Origin of the sequence: Streptococcus alactolyticus (genome assembly GCF_042649785.1) — a bacterium.
In the GTDB taxonomy this organism is placed as follows: Bacteria; Bacillota; Bacilli; order Lactobacillales; family Streptococcaceae; genus Streptococcus; species Streptococcus alactolyticus.
Map to the genome: position 1 here is coordinate 1 of NZ_JBHRZX010000018.1, position 17,551 is coordinate 17,551.

Consider the following 17,551-nt stretch of genomic DNA (forward strand, 5'->3'; position numbering starts at 1 on the left):
GATTAACAACTATCCAAAGAAACTATTCAATTATAAATCTCCTAAAGAGTTTTTACAGGCTGGCTAATTTGAACTTGAAATTTGGCAAAAACCGAACGATCTATTAATTGACAGGAAAAGATTCTTCCCATACTCTATACCTAATGAGAAGGAAGGCTTTTTAATGGCTTTTACAGTAAAACCAATAAAGCTTAATAAGAGCAAAACAATTCTAAATTGTTAATAACTGAACTATCTAACCCTTTCAAGGAAAAATGTAACTTACATATGATGGATGATTTTGAAGGTGCAACAATCCTAAATCACGAATAGTTAACCTTTGAAAAATATAACAAAAACCTCCTCCTGAAGTACCAAAAATTCAAAAGGAGGTTTCTTTTCTTAGTCTACTTAAAAAGTTTCACATAATCGCTTTTTATTGAAAATAAATTTGTAACAGCTACACGTCTTTGATTACCATCAATAAAATATAAAACAATACAACCTCTTTTTAAAGTGATGTCCCTCCTTTTGTTATTGGAATCTATTATCTTTCCAAATTTCTCATCTACATCAAAACTAGCTTCAGGAAACATTTTCAATATAGATATATTATCTCGAATTTCTTTAATTTTTTTTCTTTGCAGTAATCGGAGCAGAAAGCATTCTAGCTATATAGTCATATATTTCATCTAGTTTTGTAATCATATTACTTTGGAAAACAATCTCATAAACCGTATCGTTCATTTAAATCTTCCTCAGTATAATATTTTCCAGTTTTATATTCTGCTATACTTTCATTTACCTCTGTCTGAAGTTGTCTAAACAATCTTTCTTTTTCAAGCTCTTCTTCACTCATCAGGTTAATTTTTCCGGTAATAGCCACTTGCTTAACAAATAAATCAAGTGCCTTCGACAAAGTAGTTCCCTGTTTTTTCGAATTAATCTTTGCCCGCTCTAACAATTCCTTATTAGTCAAAAACTTAAAATCTCGATTTCTTTAAAAACTCATAGAGTTCTTGCCCCCCCCCCGATATTTTTCAGCTTTTTCTTCATATAAAGCGATGTCTCGGAGGCTTCATCAATAATCTCATATCCAAATTTCCTATACAAGTTCTGTGCAGCAGTGTTATGCTTTCTGACTTCAAGTTTTACATACGCCATCCCTTTTTGAATTGCATAGTCTTCAAATTCCGATAGCAAAGAAGATGCCAGCTTCTTACCTTGATATTCCTTTGCAACCGCAAGCATCGAAAGATACGCAGTTTGAGAAGTCATATCATTAAAATATCCAGCGATAATTGAAACAGGTTTTCCCATATCATAATGGCACCAAACCCTACCATGAATGCACAACTTTTTCGCATACTGTGCCATATTTACATCTCGCTCGGATAACGATGGAACCAGCATCATTTCTAAACGTTCTACTGCTTCTTCAACAGCATTATTATCAGAAACCACTCTCAATTGAATACCATTCATATAATCAAAGAACAGTGGTGTTCCTCCCGTATGAATAAACAATACCTTTTTCCCAGTGATGCACTTTCGATTTAGATAATCCTGCATTCCCCAGAATGCTTTTCCGGTATATGTAGGATCTAATGGCATTCCATTGCATGTAAGCTGCTGGTGAATTGTCTTCTCTATCTGCCGATTATATGTCCCATATCCATCGCACAGATAAGCATCCTCTACATTGATTTTATAGTTTTCAATTTTTTGAATTCTATCACTGAAACATTCTAACGATTTGCGGAGCACCTCTATTTCCTGTGCTGCAGATCTGGCAACTGAAATTCCAATAATTTTCTCTGTGCCATTATTGATTGCTTTTCCAGCCAGAAGTCCCCCCTGTGTCATTCCTGTTCCTGTTGCAAGAAAGATGTAATCGTACTGACCTTTAATTTCCTCGTACAATTTTGCATACGCAAGCATAGGTGTATGCTCATTACCTTTTCCTGTTGAATCACCATAAATATAATACGGTTTTAATCCTTCTTTGCGTATGTCATTTAGTACACTTTCAACAGTTTCCTTTACATTTGTTTTCCTGCAATAATGAAATTTAGCATCACAGGATAGCACCATCTTGCTGTTATAGGTATCAATTCTTGTTCCGTCTTCATCTGCCGGAGAAATAATATGGCAAGGGATTTTAAACTGATAGCAAAGATTCGCTAGTGCTCTGCTCAAATTTGACCGGGCATTCCCGTATCCCACAATACAATCTTTGCCCTGTTTTTTCATATCGTTTATGAATTCCAAGGCGATTCTTACCTTATTCCCACCAAACGAAAATGGAAGCAAATCATCTCTTTTTACATAGATACTATTCTTTTCATCTGGAACTTGAATGACAGGCGTTTTTATCTGCATCAGTCCAAAATCATCTTGCATCTCTATTCTCCTTTATCAGATTTCTGTTATATAAATTTCCTTATACCCAGTGATGCCTGTCTTAGCCGAAATCACGCTCTTATCAACTTTTTTGCCCTTAACCCAATCTACTATTGCCTTTGGCAAATTGCAACCACCCATATGTGAGAATGGATAGCCCCCACCAAAACGTGCATTCATTTCCAGCACATAAGGCACACCATCTACTAAAAACACATCGCAATCCATATTGGCAATGTGCTTTGTAGCCTTTCCAAGTCGAAGGAGCGTGTCTTTGATAATTGGTTCATCAACCAATTGTGCGATATCAGTTTCACCAGATCTCATAGCAAGCTTTTTTCGAACGATTACATTCTGTGTTTCACCATAAAGATCATTGATAATGTCCGCACCATATTCCTGCCCCTTTAGACATTCCTGGTAGATAACTTTTTCCTCAGTCACTGCTGACTCATATTTCAGATACGAGTTTGCGATATCTTCATTTGCTTTTTTAGTCAAATAACGCAAATCCTCTTCATCGTAAGCAATTGCAACCGAAATCGAACCGCAGCCATATCGAGGTTTTACTATAACCGGGTAGTTTAACACACCAGCTGCAATCTTATCTATAACCTCTTGCATGTTCAAGAAAGATAGAGGTGCATGGAAAGCGTTATCCCGCAAGAAATTATAGGTTTTCCATTTGTCATTGCATACTTCTACAATCTCTGGATCTGACACAATTACTTTTGTACCAATTTCTTCAAATTCCTTTTTATGCCTTGCCAGCATAAGAAGATCAATGTCAAACAACGAAATCACAATATTGATCTCATTTTTCCGACAATAGTCCAGTAAGAAAGGAATATAATTTTCATCATAAATCAGCGGAGAAATAACCTTTTCATCCGCATACTTAAACGCAATCGACTTGTCATCCGAATTGCACACATATACTTTTCCGTCGTTCCCAAGCACTTCTTTAAAATACTTTACCATATAGGCTCTTCTGCCTACAGATGTCAACATCACATTCATCTATACTCACCCCAAAATCACATCACAAATTCTATCAACATCTTCCAGAGACAAATCTGCATATAACGGAAGCGTCAAAACACGAAGCGCCATGTGCTGGGCAATAGGTGTCTTCTCGGTTCCTGCAGTCGGGCAATTGCGATAACACTCGAAACTATTTGTCAAAGGATAGAAATACTTTCGCGCACCAATACCAACCTCGGCCAATTTTTCAAAGACTTCATTTCGAGTGTACTTATATCCATCAAATACAACCGGGAAGTACGCGTAGTTGCTTTCAACATCTTTCTGAATTGCGGACAATTTAATTCCATCTACCCCTTCAAGACGGCTTCTATAGTGTTCTACAACATTCTTTCTCTTGGTGATTTCCTCACTTAAATGTTTCAAATTACAAATTCCCATTGCTGCCTGGAACTCATTCATCTTTGCATTGCCACCAACAAACTGTACCGACTCCGGACCGTGGATGCCAAAATTCTTCATATCATTCAAGAGTTGAACCCATGCATCGTTCTTGAAGCAGACACAACCTCCCTCAATAGTATTAAATACCTTTGTAGCATGGAAACTAAACATAGAAGCATCTCCAAAGCAAGCCGAAGATACGCCTTTATACTTTACTGCAAAAGCATGTGCTGCATCATAGATAACCTTCAATCCATACTTTTTAGCAATACGATCAATTTCCTCTACATCACACACGTTGCCATAAACATGTACCGGAACGATTGCCACTGTGTTATCCGTAATCAGATTTTCAAGTTTCTGTGTATCAATCGTGTAATCATCTTCTTTAATATCACAGAAAACTGGAACCAATCCATTTCTAACAATCGCATGTGTCGTGGAAGCAAAAGTAAATGGAGTGGTAATAACCTCGCCACCCTTCGGCAGATTTAATGCAGCAATCGCGTTCTCCAGAGCGAGATGTCCATTGGTGTATAAAGCAACATGAGGAATTCCAAGATAGTTTTCCAGTTCTTTCTGCAGTTCCTTATGCTTCACGCCCATATTAGTAAGCCAATGGCTATCCCAAATATCTTTTATCTCCTCGCAATATTCTTCAAAAGAAGGCATAGACGATCTTGTAACCAGTATGTTGTTCATAATTTTTCTCCTTCCGTTTGTTTAATTACTTCTTATTTAATACACTTTTAACCATGTTCCATAGATATTCAAAAGATTCGACCTTAAAGATAGCCGATAAGCCGATATAAATTGCAGCACCAACCAATATTTGAATAGCCAGTGTTACAATATCTGGCAACATCAACAACCGTATTAGTGAAATTGCAACTCCCATGATGAGTGCTAAAAAAATTCCCGGAAAAATATCTACCATTTGTTCTTTAAAACTATAACCCAAGAGTGTTTTATTAGGCCATGAATTAATAATCATACTTGTCACAGTACTTACGAGCAAGCTATATGCCATCACCATAACGCCAAAATGCATTGTTGAAAGGAGTAGTATCATACCAATCGCTTTCTTGGCAATTTCCAATTTCAGGAAATAGTCGCTTCTTCCCATTGCATTGATTGCATTTAAGTTAGCTGTATGAATTGGCCAGAACATATATGTAATGCAAAAGATCTGTAGATAAGGTACACAAGGCAACCACTTCTCTGTTAAAAGCAGGCGCACAATAGGTGTTGCGCAAAATGCCAATCCCATCATAAGAGGTGCCATGATATATGTACTTGTTTTTATAGCTCTCCTTGTCATATTCTTCACACGCTCTCGGTCATCTTGTGCACTTGAAAGAGTCGGTAAAAGAACACTGTCAATCGAATTATTTATATTGGTAACTATAAGTTTAGGGAATTTATCTCCCTGATTGTAATATGCCAAGTCTGCGGAGGAATAGAACTTTCCAATTATCAAGTTTCTAAGGTTGTTATATACAGTATCTAACAAAGACGAAACCAAAAGTTTCCATCCAAAAGAAAAAAGCCCTTTAAGACGATTCCACGAAAACATTTTCTTTGGACGCCATTTCACTGTAATCCAAAGTATCAAAGTATCAATTGCTGTGTTAGACAACTGTTGAGCAACTATTGCCCAAACACCAAAGCCTGCATATGCAAGTCCTATACCGAGAAAGGCTGAAAAAATCGTTCCTCCTAATGTTGCAAAGAAAAATCGTTTAAAGAGCATATTTCGTGCCACATAGGATTGCTGAATTCCTTTAACACCGGAAATCACTATAGTCAAGCTGATTACCCTAATAATGGGAATCAATGAACTGTCACCATAAAATCCTGCAATTATCGGTGCTGCTAGGAACATTCCTATGTAGAGGACAATACACACAAAAAAGTTGAAATAAAACACTGAAGAAAAATCCAAATCATCGGCATCTTTTTTTTGGATCAGTGCAGTGCCTAAACCACTATCAACAAATACTTGCAAGATTGTTGTGAAAACAGTTACAAGAGCTATCGTTCCATAATCCTCGGGTGCAAGGAGACGTGCAAGAACAATTGATACTATAAATGTTACCAATTGTGCACCACAGCGTTCTGCAAAACGCCAAATAAAATTTTTTATTGTTTTATTGCTCATATTATTCAATCGACATTCCTCTCTGTAGTATTAAACTTTCTTAATATTAGATTAGAGCTTACTTCGTCAATCGAATTTATGTTTTTTCTTTTTATAAATTTGAAAGATTTTCAATCCAAATGCTTTGTAAATCAATAGTTTCAAATAACTTCTAAATAAAATTTTTTTGTCTCTAATTTCAAACTCATTTAGAATTTTTCTATTAGCGTCAAATTTTTCATCTTCATCAAATATTGCAGTGAATTCCACACTAGAATCTATTTCTTGATTTACATAATCAAAATTTAAAGAAGTCATTTTACCAGAATGTTCTGTGATATTTGGACAATACAATCCAGTACCATCATACCCCCAATTTCGCACCTTACTAATAGTTGGTGCAATCATACACACATTCTTTTTTAATGGCATATATGTTCCTATGCCAACATCGCTTGCAGTTTCTAATAATTGATGTTCAAAAATTCCTTCACATATAAATTCTTCAAACCTTACATCCAATAGCTTTTTATACCTTTTTTCTTTCACAAATTGGCTAAAATTATTTTTTATAAATTGATTTTCTAAATCATTTTTCACCCTATTATATCTATCAAAATAAAAAGCTGTTCCCCACATATAACACATACAATTCAGTTTGAATACATTACAATTATTTTTTACATCCCATTTTAAAGGATAACTAAATCCCATTATGCCTAACACTCTATTATCATCTTTATAATGCCATAATGCTTTGTTTATATACTCTAAAAAATTTGGTGAAAATTCAGCATCATCATCAGTTCTAATAAAATATGGAAATTTAGTTTCAACGGAATCTCTTAGAGCAGCCATGTTTTTTACAGATCCAAAATTCACGTTCCTTTTACATACGTTAAATGAAGCAAACTGACTAAAATCGTTGCTTTTTAGATATTCGCAAATTTTAATATATCCATCTCTATATTTTTCGTCAGGCGGATAATCAAGCCCAATATAGACATCTGTATATTTAGCCCAAGTATTCTTCTTTAAACTTTCTATGCACCGCATAAAGTGTTGGTCTCTACAAAGCGTTGGTATTAACATCGGTGCATAAACTTTTTCCTCCATATATAAACTCTCCCTTGTATAACTCATTTTTCTAAAAATTTTGAAATTGTAAAGTCTGTACTCGTCGATGGACTATCATGTCTTCTAAAGTGCTCTTCTCCTTTTGGATTTTGAGTGAACATAACATCACTCTTATTCACCTTACTCATATATTCATCATATGATTTGAGCACATAATGATTTATTTGAATCGGAAAGACATCTCTATCAGCTGGATTATACCAGTCTCTTGGACAAATTTTTCCACAGCAGTTTACTGGAGGCATATTAAACGCCCCTCTTTTTGTCCATAACATATGGTGTAAAATTGGTTGTTTATCCGAAATTTCAAATTCAGTATTAATAAAGCACTTTCCTATGTCATCATATTTATACCAACAGGAAGTAAAGTCTTTTGTCACTGGTCTTTTTGTATCCCTATGAATAAGACCATTTGATCCAAACATCTTCCAATATATTAAAATAGACTGCTCATAAGCATGCTCTTTGAAATATTCTTTTACACTTTTATTTTCAATCGGTACAATAAATTCATCAATATCAATAAACCCCAGCCAACTAGTTTCATTTCTGAATCGATTAAAACAATCATGATAGGCTTCCATTTGGGCTTGACTTTTCGGCCAATCAATTAAATCAATATATCTTTCCTCCAAGTATGGCTTAATGACCGTCAGATAATTATCCGTCGAGTTATTATTATAAAGATAAATATGATCTACTCCAGCCTTTTTATGGTACTCTATCCATTCTTTCAAATAGAAAGCTTCATCTTTAAAAATACCACAAATTGAAACATAATATTTTTTGTCATCGCTCGCTTTTTTACGAAAAATAGTCTTCAACACTTTATATCCAATGCATTGCATAACTGTTATGCAATATTTTATCTTATATACAAAATTTTCATTTCTTGGTTTATCAAAAATAAAATATTTATCTTCTGTTATCAGCATTATTCATCCTCATATAACGAAAGCACATATGCCACATATTCTGCAAATGATTCGTCTATCTCTTCAATTTTATAATTCCTAGTAAGGCCTACCTTTATAGCCTCTGCAAACTGCTTACTATCAGCCGTTTCTGTTAAAAATCCATTATTTGAATCTATAATGTCCACAATTCCACCTGAATTTTTTGCCCCTATAACAGGAGTACCAAACAGCAACGCTTCTAAAATAGTTGATGGCAACGTATCAAATCGCGAACACATTAAGTATATATCAGCAAGAGAATATACCCCAGACAATTGCTCGGCATTAAGTGAACCAAGAAAAATAAAATTGGATGGATTTCCGTTTTTCTCAATTGCCTCATCGTAGTAATTTTCCTTCTTTCCAGCCCAAATAAATTCACATTCCGGTATTAATGCTGCAGTCTGAAGGAAAATGTCGAATCCCTTTCTCTCCGTTGTGTTGCCTACGCCTGCTATCACTTTTTTGCCACAGTCTAAAACGGGATACGCTTCTGCAATCTTCTCTCTTTGTCTTTTTATCTCTTCCGATGAGGGCTTTTTCAAATACGTCCCTTGCGGCTTTATAGATATCTTCTGACTGTCACAAACTTTACAGAGACTTAAAATCTGATTTTTTGCAATTGAAGTTGAAAACAAAATTTTATCAGAGTACACCAGCATATCTCTTGTTGCATCTTCCAAATGAAGCATCTTAATAACTTGCTCTAATTCATGAATCATAGATACCACTTTAAAACCACATTTTTTTGTAATTTCCACTAGATCTCCATTTGAAGCTGTAATGATTAATGCTTTTCTATAGCCTTTTTTATAAAGATTACGGCATATTACCTCATATGATTTTGTGTTCAGTGCAATCTGAAGGGGTGCAACTTTATTATATTTTTCATTCATCACGCCAAATTGCCTTGAGACAATATAGACATCTACTCCCTGATGCTTAAGTTCCTCAGCAATATGCAATGCTAAAATACTTGCACCTAATTCTTGTGATTCATGAATAACAAGGAGCATTCCAGATTGCTTAACCTTTTTGTTCACGTTAAGATATTTAAAGTCCCCTGGGTTCTGAAATATCCGCTTAATTTTGGTCAGTTGTTTTTTGTATTTATACTTCATTCCCAATCATCTCCTTCCTATCACAAATCTATACTTTTCAGTGATACATAAATAGAGAGTAAACATTGCCACCATCTTAAGCAAATCATTGTAATAATAGACATTAAGTAATGCTATCAATGCAGTTCCCAATAGTTTGCATGCTGTTTTTCTTTTATCAAAATATCTCGTAATCCATATTGTAAATATTAAAGAAAGAGCCAGACCCAAAATTCCAAAGTTTGAAACAAACTCTGGATAATAAGAAGCTGGCATATGATATGTCACATTGCTTAATGAAGATGACCCCAATACTCCACGCATATAATAATCAATGTATGGTCTCGGCTTACTTGTCCATATTGCTCTTGGGATAAAGAAAAACAAACTATATAACATCGATTGTCCCGGATAATCCAAAATATGAATCTTTTCAGGATGAAGCGTTGCATATATAGAGAATCTGACATGCATTGAGCGGAAAATATACTCCTGCATCTCGTAATACCAATCACTGTTATAACTAATTTTATCTGTTATGTACATATATGCATAAAAATAAACCGCAACCATACCAAATAAAAATACATATTTTGGAGCAATCTTTTTTAGTGAACCTTCCTTAAGAAGATCAATCAAAAAGAACACCCCAATCATTATCATCAGATATGTTCGTTTTCCATTTACCACTGTAAAAAAAACTATTAAGATTATCCTAAAAACAACTCCACCAATTTTATTTTTAGAATCAAAAAACTTCAAGGCGATTATCGCACCAACAAGTAACTCAAATAATGGCCAAATAACACGCTCCGAGTATCTAGCAATTGAATCTGATACCTGAATATGAACATTTCGGAATGTCAAATAGTACATTGGATTAGGTGCAACTATAACAGAAAACACACTTGCCGCAACAATAATGTAACATATTCCTACAACTATCTTACGATATTTGAAATCTTGAATAAACAGCAGAAACTCTTGTATATCGTTAGTTCTTGTTACGCTTCGATCTAATCTCTTGATTCTTCTTAATTCATATGTAAACATCAACTGAGCCAGAAGAACAAATAAGCAGTATATTAGTAATGTAGTTTGATCCTCCATAGCTCGAACAAAATTCATATATACATCCCTTGGTATATCTGGGATGCCAAAATACATCTCTAGAAAAAGTGGAACTACCATAACTAAGTCAAAAACAGCTATAACCGGATATATACTATGAAATCTTTTGTACTTTTTAATCATTAATATGAGATTAATGAACGAATATGCTACAATAAAGCCTTCTAATGCAACCATAATCATTCACCAACCTTTCCCTTAAAGCCGTCATATATTCCTCTACAGATGCACCTGCTTTTATTTAACTTGTCTTCTTCATAAAAAATTACAATGCCAATCATTTTAATTTCTTGCAATAGTCCTTTTACAACCAGCAGCGTACTTCTTCTTTTCTTGGCAGTATAAATAATATTTCTAGCTATATAATATTTGCGAAACGCTGAGTGATTTTTCACAAGAACTCTCCAAAAGAGAAAACGATGATATTCGATTCGTCCTAATTCGTGCAGAAGTATAACGCTCTGAATGCACAAAATTTTATATCCACTTTGTCTTAATCGATAACAAATATCAAAATCGACACCATCAATAAACATATTCTCATCAAAGCCACCAATGTTATTCCATGCTTCAATATTTAAAAGTGATCCAGACGTAATACATTCATCAATCTCTGTACAGCCTTCCTTGGCTTTTATTTCTTCGCCTTTATTTCTATCGTAAATAACCGGACATAGCATTCCAACATTCTGATATGCCGTGTAATTTTCAAACTCATCTATGATATTTGATGGAGAAACTGAATCTTGATCTAATGTGAGAATCCACTCATATCCATCCTTCTGCGCAGCAATTGTAAGCTGATTAAGTGCTTTTGCAATTCCTTGATTCTCTAAATTGAGAATTACAGAAAACTGCGAAGAATTAAATCCATTCAACATTTCAAGCACTTCACTAATATTCTTTGACCCGTTATCCACCAGATACACATGAGTACACTGAACAATAACAGAATCTATGTTCTCTTTTAATCTTTTTATGTCTGGGTTGAAAAGGACAATGCCCGCTGATATGTCCATGTGTAATATATCCTCCATTGAATTGATACGGTATTTTATCTATTTCTGATAATAACTATGTCTAAATCATAATAAAACGTCATAAAACTATTCCACTCAGTGAATACTTCTCCATAGTTTTATCCCATCTTTAGTTCCATGCATAAGTTGTTTTATATAATCCGTCTTATTATCAAACAAGAGAAGTACCTTTCCCCATTTCACACAGTATCGAGCTACCTCCTTTAGCGACTTATACTCCAGTGCCAACCAAACTATTGCTCTAGCTTGCATGTAATACCGCCACGGTGAAGCCACACCATATTTTACTTTAAATCCACCAAGATTAAACATGCGAGTTTCACCTGGCAAATGATTAATTCGGGCATCCGCAAGTTCTACTACGCGATACCCATATCTATGCATTTTATAGCAATAATCTATATCCAAACCGTCTACAAAAAGTTCCTCTTTAAACCCATTAGCAGTTTCAAACACGCTGATATTATAAAAGCATCCAGATGTCATCGCCCAAGACACATCTCTTTGTCCCTCAAATTTACTCTCAAGGTTTCTATCATGAAGATGTACTGGCGCAAGGACACCTATTTTACTGCAGTTATTCTTTTGGATATAATCTTTATATACTTTCACAACATTAGTATTGAAGGTACTATCGGCATCCATAATAAGAGCCCATTCAAAGCCTTCATCTGCCGCCAGTTTCATTCCATGGTTTAATGCTTTGCATAAACCAATGTTTTTATGGAAATGGATGTACTCCGCTTTTTCTTTGACATGCCCACTACGCTTCGATAAAACATCATTTACAATTGCTTCTCTGCTTTCAACTGAGTTGTCTAAAATATATTCTTTATCAACGCTGTCATAATAATCCAGAATATTTTCTATTTCTTTGTTATTAGGCTCATATAGAACCACTATTGAACATATCTTCATCGATTATTCCTTATTCTTAAAATTTAAAAGTATCTTTCAGTCCCAGCCACTTCTGGTCCTTATCGCTCAAGTTCAATGCAGTACCATCTTTCAGCGTGTAGCCTTCAGCACTTGCGCTGCCCTTATACTCGCCCTTCAGTTCCGGCCACTCAATGCCGATCTCCGGGTCGTTCCAAGCCATGCCACCCTCATCATTCGGATGCCAGAAGTCGTTGACCTTATAGCAGAACTCTGCCTCATCGCTCAGAACCAGGAAACCGTGCGCAAATCCCTCTGGAATGAGGAACTGCTTCTTGTACCCCCCCCCGTTCATTCAGCGCACTTTCGTACTTTTTGCTGTACATTTGCGCCATCACCTTTGTGTTATACATCTTCAAAATATCCTGATATGCTCGCTCTGTCAGTTTTCCATTTTCACCCTGGCATTCTTCAATAGCTTTTACGAAATCTTCCACTTTCGTACATACAAAACCATTCTCACCGTTGTGGATGACATCGCGATTACCGATCACATTACTTACCACGCATATTTTCTTCATATACATAGATTCCAGCAATGATATCGGTAAACCTTCCCATCTACTGGGAAGGAGAAAAACATCTGCATTGACCGCATATCTAATCGCAGTGCTTCGATCAGCCCATCCTGTGATTTCGATATTCTTGCTCGTAAGTTGTTCTCGAAGCTCTCCATCACCAATCCAGACAAATTTCACATCTGGAAGTGATTCGGCTATCTCATTAAACAGTGTGGGATTTTTCTGATAACAGATTCTACCCAGTGTGTAAACTGTAAATGGGTGTTCTACTTTTTCTGTTTTATCAATAATTTCCTGAAGTTCCGCCATGTTGATGCCATTATTTACATAAGTAGCACGCCTAGTTAGTTTCAAAGATTCTTGATGCTCACCCACGCTGCAACTGATGGTCGTACAATTTCGTTTTGCACACACCGATTCAATCACCTTAAACATTCTACGCTTCATCGGCTTATAATTTTCCATCAGAAAACTATAACCGTGTGGGGTATAGAACATTGGGATTTTTCCATTGAACGCAACCCGACCAATTGCACCAGCTTTACTACTATGTAGATGGATTACATCAGGCTTGATTTTTGCCGCTATTTTTTTAACTTCAAAAAATGCGGCGATATCTTTCGCCGGATCAATTGCCCGTCCAAAGTTTTTGACTTCAATCAAATGAATCCTTTTATCAAAATAATCTTTATAGTTCTGTGGTGTCTGTTTCCGCACTGCATAAGCAATGTACATGTCATAGGAATTGACAAGCTCATTGGCAAGGTCAACTATGTAAGTAAAAACGCCTCCGCCCATAGCTTCGACTATGTACAGTATTTTCTTTTTCTCCGCCATAGGTTTCTTCCTCCACTGGTCCCTCAAATTTTTATCTATGCACACATCCGCTCATCGCAGATAGTATTTCTTTTTCCTCTTACCGCTCACTCGGCTAAGTGTTTTCTTATACTGTCGTATCCAATTACCCCAGCAATCATATTTCCCTTGTTTTCTACTCCATAAAACATCCGTTGAGTACACTCGTCTCTATTCCTCTATAACCGAAGTGTTGATTTATACGGTCGAACCCCGTATACCCTGCAATGACGTTTTTTCTAAGTGTTGGATTGTTGAATCGAACCTTGTCGGTGCATGAGTTTTGTTAAAACTGTATATATCATCCAGTCCAATTCTCACCATTTATTGTTCGTTATGAACAAATCATTCACTTTAACCACTCAAAACATGTAATTATCATCACCATTCATGCTCTACTCAACAGCTGTTTTATGAAGTAGAAATCATCTGTTTTTCTCCATTTTTCATGACTCAACAAACCGTTATGATGTAGGTGTCATTAGCGGGTCAGATAGTGTACTCAACAGCAGTTTCAGACGTTAATGATAAACTCATGGATTTTTGATGTATTTATCATCAAAAAGGTCATTTCAGCGGTTTTCATATCCATTACTCGTCGATGTGTTCTACATTTGGTTTTCTTTCAGGCTTTTTTCGTCAATATGTACCATAATCGCCCGTTTTACTCCCATATTTCAGTGCATTATGCAACATCATAGCACTGTGTTGAGTGTGCAAAACGGGTTCTTTTTGACGATGCTACGTCAATACGGTTTGTTGAGTAGACATTTGTTGGTGCTGCAATAACCACAAAATCTGCATTTGTATATGCCTCTTTTGGATCTATCGTAGCTGTTAAGTTTAATTCCTTTTCAGCCAAATATTTCTCAATGTAATCATCTTGAATTGGTGATTTTCTGTTATTAATTAAATCCACTTTTTCAGAAATAATGTCTACTGCATAAACTTTATGATTTTATGATAATAAAGTTGCAATACTTAAACCAACATAACCAGTACCAGCTACTGCAATAATTAAATCTTTATTTTCTTCCATGATTAATTCCCCCCATTATACGCACAAAAATTGTAGTAATTTAACTACATTTATTTACTTCCTTCTTTTTTTAAAACAACTTCAACTGTTTTAAATAAAATTTTAATATCTTGACCAATAGACCAGTTATCAAGATATTGTCTATCTAATTTAACTACTTCTTCAAAATCTGTAATATCGTTTCTTCCTGATACTTGCCACATTCCTGTAATACCAGGTTTTACTGCCATTCTAATTCTGTGATGATGTGAATACTTTTCCCATTCATCCACTAATGGCGGTCTTGTCCCTACCAAACTCATGGTACCTAATAACACACAGAAGAATTGTGGAAATTCATCAATAGAATAATCCCTAATGAAATGACCAATTCCTTTAATGATTCTTGGATCATCGTCTAGTTTAAACATTAAAGATTCTTCTCCATATGTATTTTGTTTTAATAATTTTTTCTTACGATCTTCAGCGTCCATATACATAGATCTGAATTTATAAATTTTAAACTTCTTACCATTTTGACCAATTCTTGTTTGACTAAAGAACACTGGTCCTGGGTCTTTAATCTTAATTGCTAGTCCAAATGTACACATTAAAATTAATGTAATAAAACATCCAACTAATCCCCCCACAATATCCAAACAACGCTTTAAGAAAGCATCTCTATAATTTGCAATCTTAACTGTTCTAGTTAATGTAGTATATTTACCTACATGAGTTACCGTGTTCGAATATCGTTCTTGACGCTTATATAATTCATATTGTGATGTAATACCCATTTCAATAAATTTTTCAATAATGTCAACTATACTTGCATAGTTTCCTTCAATGCAGAATAAACATTCATCGATCCATTGACGTACTGCCCAATCAACAATTTGTTCATGATACCTCATAACTACTACATTTTCATCATCCACTTTATCTAATGAAATGATTTGTTTGATATTGTATCCAACAAATTCATGATCCTTGATACTGTTCTTTACATCTTGTAGATTTGCTTTGTCTGTAATAATCAACAATTGCTTTTTATTAGCTAAGTTATAATCTTTAATAATTTTCTTTCTCCAGACTCTTAATCCCCATGCAATCCACATGAATAGCGCTGTAGACATTGCAACAATTAAACGAGATTGATAAGAACCGATTTTCATTACATACAACAAAGCTATAACAGTAAACATAACTAATACTGCATGTTTAACTGTACATGTAAATTCATCATAAGAACTTCTTTTCAAGATATCTTTATATGATTGAAAAAAGAATGCAATTAATAAATCTGATAGCACAAAAAAGATTAATCCGATTCGAACAGTCTCATCATTATAATTGAATTGTCCATGACAAATTAAAACAGCAATAATATATGTAAACATGAAAGTGGCTAGATCTATTAAAATAAAATCCAAGTGTTTAAGCCAACTGCTTTTTCTACCTAAATACATGTTTTTCTCCATTCAAAAGTAAAAAACTAAAGATTAAATTTGAATATTAGCTCTTTACGCACGAAAAGAGGAATACGTAACCATATTTCTCCCCTGGCAGCTAATTTTCATTAGCAAACTTTGCAAATTAGCCAATCTATATAATGTCTTTTCTAATTCTTGGTTGTTTCTCTCAACAAAAAAGCTTATTTGATCTTCTTGCTGGATAGTCACCTCAATCTTTAAAAAACACTATAGATACGGCGTTTTTTTGCGTTATACAACCAGTAGAAAATCATCAATTCTTCCTGTTGTTTGTATTATATTGTTTCTGCCTTTTAGGACATTGATAAATTGTGGTAATTCATCAAGTGACCAATCACGTAACTTATGTCCAAATGGGAAGATACGAGGGTCATCTTCCATTTTAAACATTAAGTCAGTATTCAAATCATTTTGCGCTAGTAATTCTTTTTTGCGTTCCTCGGCTTCGGTATACATGCTTCTAAATTTGTAAATTTCAAAAACTTTACCATTTTTACCAACACGTTTTTGTTTGAAAATTAGAGGTCCTGGTGATTGTTTCTTGACTATCGGTGCAATAATAACAGCTACAATCCCAGTAATCACTAAGCCAACTAAAGCCATTGCAATATCCATAAGACGTTTTAAAGCAATCTGACGGAATTTTACAATATTGAAGGCTGTCGTTATGAAGGTCGTATCACCTACTTTTTTTAGAACACTATTTCCAACATAGAAGTCCGAATAATTCCCAAGAGCTACTGTCGTTGGAATCCCTAACAATTTTAAGCAATGAGCAAATTCTATAAAATCATCTTGGTGATTTTTGGCAACAAATATCTCGTCAACTTGATGATTTGCCACAAAATCTCTAATTTCTTTAGTACTTTTTAAGATAGGCTGTGAAATGTCAGGATTATCACGGCGACTGATGTAAGCAGCGATATTGTAATTGGAATTGTTAAGCTCTTTAACGACTTCCTGACCATTCGTAAAATCCGTGACAAACAATACCTGATTAATGTCTCTTGCATGACTTTTGAAAAGATTCTTAACTAAAATACGTCCAATGAAGACAAAAAAGCTTACTAAAATAAAAATTTGTCCCAAGAAGAAATAAGACATCTGTGAAATGTCATGGATAAAACGAATTTTTCCAAGTATCAGTACAAAAGTAAATAAAACTAAAACTTTCATACCATAAATCACAGATACTCTCAATTCTTTTAAATAACTATGATTTGTAATTGAAGAGTATTCATCGCTTAAGACACTAACAATCACAGTCAGAATCCCAAAAACAACTGCAAAGAATTTACTATCAAAAAGGTGATAAGGATAAAATTGCGCTAAAATGAGATAACTCACCACTAAAGCTACAATATCCGACAAAAGGTATTAAACTTTCTTTTTCGAATCTTCGCTATACATATAA

The 17,551-nt window shown here is 34.7% G+C and carries 14 protein-coding genes and 2 pseudogenes; all 16 read right to left on the reverse strand.

From position 1 onward, the window contains the following. Window positions 1-706: 706 nt before the first annotated feature. Window positions 707-958 (reverse strand): type II toxin-antitoxin system RelB/ParD family antitoxin, encoded by a 252-nt coding sequence (gene relB / locus ACFORE_RS04670; RefSeq protein WP_380435008.1) that lies wholly within the window; start codon window positions 956-958, stop codon window positions 707-709. Between the two features lie 29 nt (window positions 959-987). Beyond that, the gene (locus ACFORE_RS04675; RefSeq protein WP_380435009.1) at window positions 988-2,382 is read right to left on the reverse strand and encodes a pyridoxal-phosphate dependent enzyme; all 1,395 of its coding nucleotides are present in this window, start codon (window positions 2,380-2,382) and stop codon (window positions 988-990) included. Between the two features lie 15 nt (window positions 2,383-2,397). Then, window positions 2,398-3,402 (reverse strand): ATP-grasp domain-containing protein, encoded by a 1,005-nt coding sequence (locus ACFORE_RS04680; protein WP_380435010.1) that lies wholly within the window; start codon window positions 3,400-3,402, stop codon window positions 2,398-2,400. A 6-nt stretch (window positions 3,403-3,408) separates the two neighbouring features. Further along, entirely contained in the window at window positions 3,409-4,512 is a 1,104-nt protein-coding gene (locus tag ACFORE_RS04685; protein WP_380435011.1) for a DegT/DnrJ/EryC1/StrS family aminotransferase, read from the reverse strand. A gap of 25 nt (window positions 4,513-4,537) precedes the next feature. After that, entirely contained in the window at window positions 4,538-5,971 is a 1,434-nt protein-coding gene (locus ACFORE_RS04690) for a lipopolysaccharide biosynthesis protein (RefSeq protein WP_380435027.1), read from the reverse strand. Between the two features lie 66 nt (window positions 5,972-6,037). Continuing rightward, complete coding sequence (locus ACFORE_RS04695) at window positions 6,038-7,066, reverse strand: glycosyltransferase family 2 protein (protein ID WP_380435012.1); 1,029 nt, start codon at window positions 7,064-7,066, stop codon at window positions 6,038-6,040. Between the two features lie 23 nt (window positions 7,067-7,089). Next, the gene (locus ACFORE_RS04700; protein ID WP_380435013.1) at window positions 7,090-8,022 is read right to left on the reverse strand and encodes a glycosyltransferase family 92 protein; all 933 of its coding nucleotides are present in this window, start codon (window positions 8,020-8,022) and stop codon (window positions 7,090-7,092) included. Then, window positions 8,022-9,164, reverse strand: a complete 1,143-nt coding sequence (locus tag ACFORE_RS04705; RefSeq protein ID WP_380435014.1) for a glycosyltransferase family 4 protein — start codon at window positions 9,162-9,164, stop codon at window positions 8,022-8,024. The genes ACFORE_RS04700 and ACFORE_RS04705 overlap by 1 nt, the downstream gene beginning before the upstream one ends. A gap of 6 nt (window positions 9,165-9,170) precedes the next feature. Continuing rightward, window positions 9,171-10,451 (reverse strand): capsular biosynthesis protein CpsS, encoded by a 1,281-nt coding sequence (locus ACFORE_RS04710; protein WP_380435015.1) that lies wholly within the window; start codon window positions 10,449-10,451, stop codon window positions 9,171-9,173. A gap of 2 nt (window positions 10,452-10,453) precedes the next feature. Next, on the reverse strand, window positions 10,454-11,293 hold the full coding sequence (locus ACFORE_RS04715; protein ID WP_380435016.1) for a glycosyltransferase family 2 protein: 840 nt from the start codon (window positions 11,291-11,293) through the stop codon (window positions 10,454-10,456). A 96-nt stretch (window positions 11,294-11,389) separates the two neighbouring features. Next, window positions 11,390-12,232, reverse strand: a complete 843-nt coding sequence (locus tag ACFORE_RS04720; protein ID WP_380435017.1) for a glycosyltransferase family 2 protein — start codon at window positions 12,230-12,232, stop codon at window positions 11,390-11,392. 16 nt (window positions 12,233-12,248) lie between these two features. Further along, a pseudogene (locus ACFORE_RS04725) lies at window positions 12,249-12,527 on the reverse strand (dTDP-4-dehydrorhamnose 3,5-epimerase family protein); the annotation flags it as partial. Further along, window positions 12,469-13,608, reverse strand: a complete 1,140-nt coding sequence (locus tag ACFORE_RS04730; protein WP_380435018.1) for a glycosyltransferase — start codon at window positions 13,606-13,608, stop codon at window positions 12,469-12,471. The gene ACFORE_RS04730 and the pseudogene ACFORE_RS04725, both read right to left, overlap by 59 nt. A 772-nt stretch (window positions 13,609-14,380) precedes the next feature. After that, window positions 14,381-14,665: pseudogene (locus ACFORE_RS04735) on the reverse strand (UDP-glucose 6-dehydrogenase); the annotation flags it as partial. 50 nt (window positions 14,666-14,715) lie between these two features. Continuing rightward, window positions 14,716-16,113: a sugar transferase gene (locus ACFORE_RS04740; protein ID WP_380435019.1), complete on the reverse strand. Its 1,398-nt coding sequence runs from the start codon at window positions 16,111-16,113 to the stop codon at window positions 14,716-14,718. A 255-nt stretch (window positions 16,114-16,368) separates the two neighbouring features. Then, on the reverse strand, window positions 16,369-17,508 hold the full coding sequence (locus ACFORE_RS04745) for a sugar transferase (RefSeq protein WP_380435020.1): 1,140 nt from the start codon (window positions 17,506-17,508) through the stop codon (window positions 16,369-16,371). Window positions 17,509-17,551: the final 43 nt, after the last annotated feature.

What these genes read in the sequence shown, in the direction of transcription:
- ACFORE_RS04675 (WP_380435009.1), bottom strand. Translation starts at nt 2,382, where the DNA reads ATGCAAGATGATTTTGGACTGATGCAGATAAAAACGCCTGTCATTCAA.
- ACFORE_RS04680 (WP_380435010.1), bottom strand. Translation starts at nt 3,402, where the DNA reads ATGAATGTGATGTTGACATCTGTAGGCAGAAGAGCCTATATGGTAAAG.
- ACFORE_RS04685 (WP_380435011.1), bottom strand. Translation starts at nt 4,512, where the DNA reads ATGAACAACATACTGGTTACAAGATCGTCTATGCCTTCTTTTGAAGAA.
- ACFORE_RS04690 (WP_380435027.1), bottom strand. Translation starts at nt 5,971, where the DNA reads ATGAGCAATAAAACAATAAAAAATTTTATTTGGCGTTTTGCAGAACGC.
- ACFORE_RS04695 (WP_380435012.1), bottom strand. Translation starts at nt 7,066, where the DNA reads ATGGAGGAAAAAGTTTATGCACCGATGTTAATACCAACGCTTTGTAGA.
- ACFORE_RS04700 (WP_380435013.1), bottom strand. Translation starts at nt 8,022, where the DNA reads ATGCTGATAACAGAAGATAAATATTTTATTTTTGATAAACCAAGAAAT.
- ACFORE_RS04705 (WP_380435014.1), bottom strand. Translation starts at nt 9,164, where the DNA reads ATGAAGTATAAATACAAAAAACAACTGACCAAAATTAAGCGGATATTT.
- ACFORE_RS04710 (WP_380435015.1), bottom strand. Translation starts at nt 10,451, where the DNA reads ATGGTTGCATTAGAAGGCTTTATTGTAGCATATTCGTTCATTAATCTC.
- ACFORE_RS04715 (WP_380435016.1), bottom strand. Translation starts at nt 11,293, where the DNA reads ATGGACATATCAGCGGGCATTGTCCTTTTCAACCCAGACATAAAAAGA.
- ACFORE_RS04720 (WP_380435017.1), bottom strand. Translation starts at nt 12,232, where the DNA reads ATGAAGATATGTTCAATAGTGGTTCTATATGAGCCTAATAACAAAGAA.
- ACFORE_RS04730 (WP_380435018.1), bottom strand. Translation starts at nt 13,608, where the DNA reads ATGGCGGAGAAAAAGAAAATACTGTACATAGTCGAAGCTATGGGCGGA.
- ACFORE_RS04740 (WP_380435019.1), bottom strand. Translation starts at nt 16,113, where the DNA reads ATGTATTTAGGTAGAAAAAGCAGTTGGCTTAAACACTTGGATTTTATT.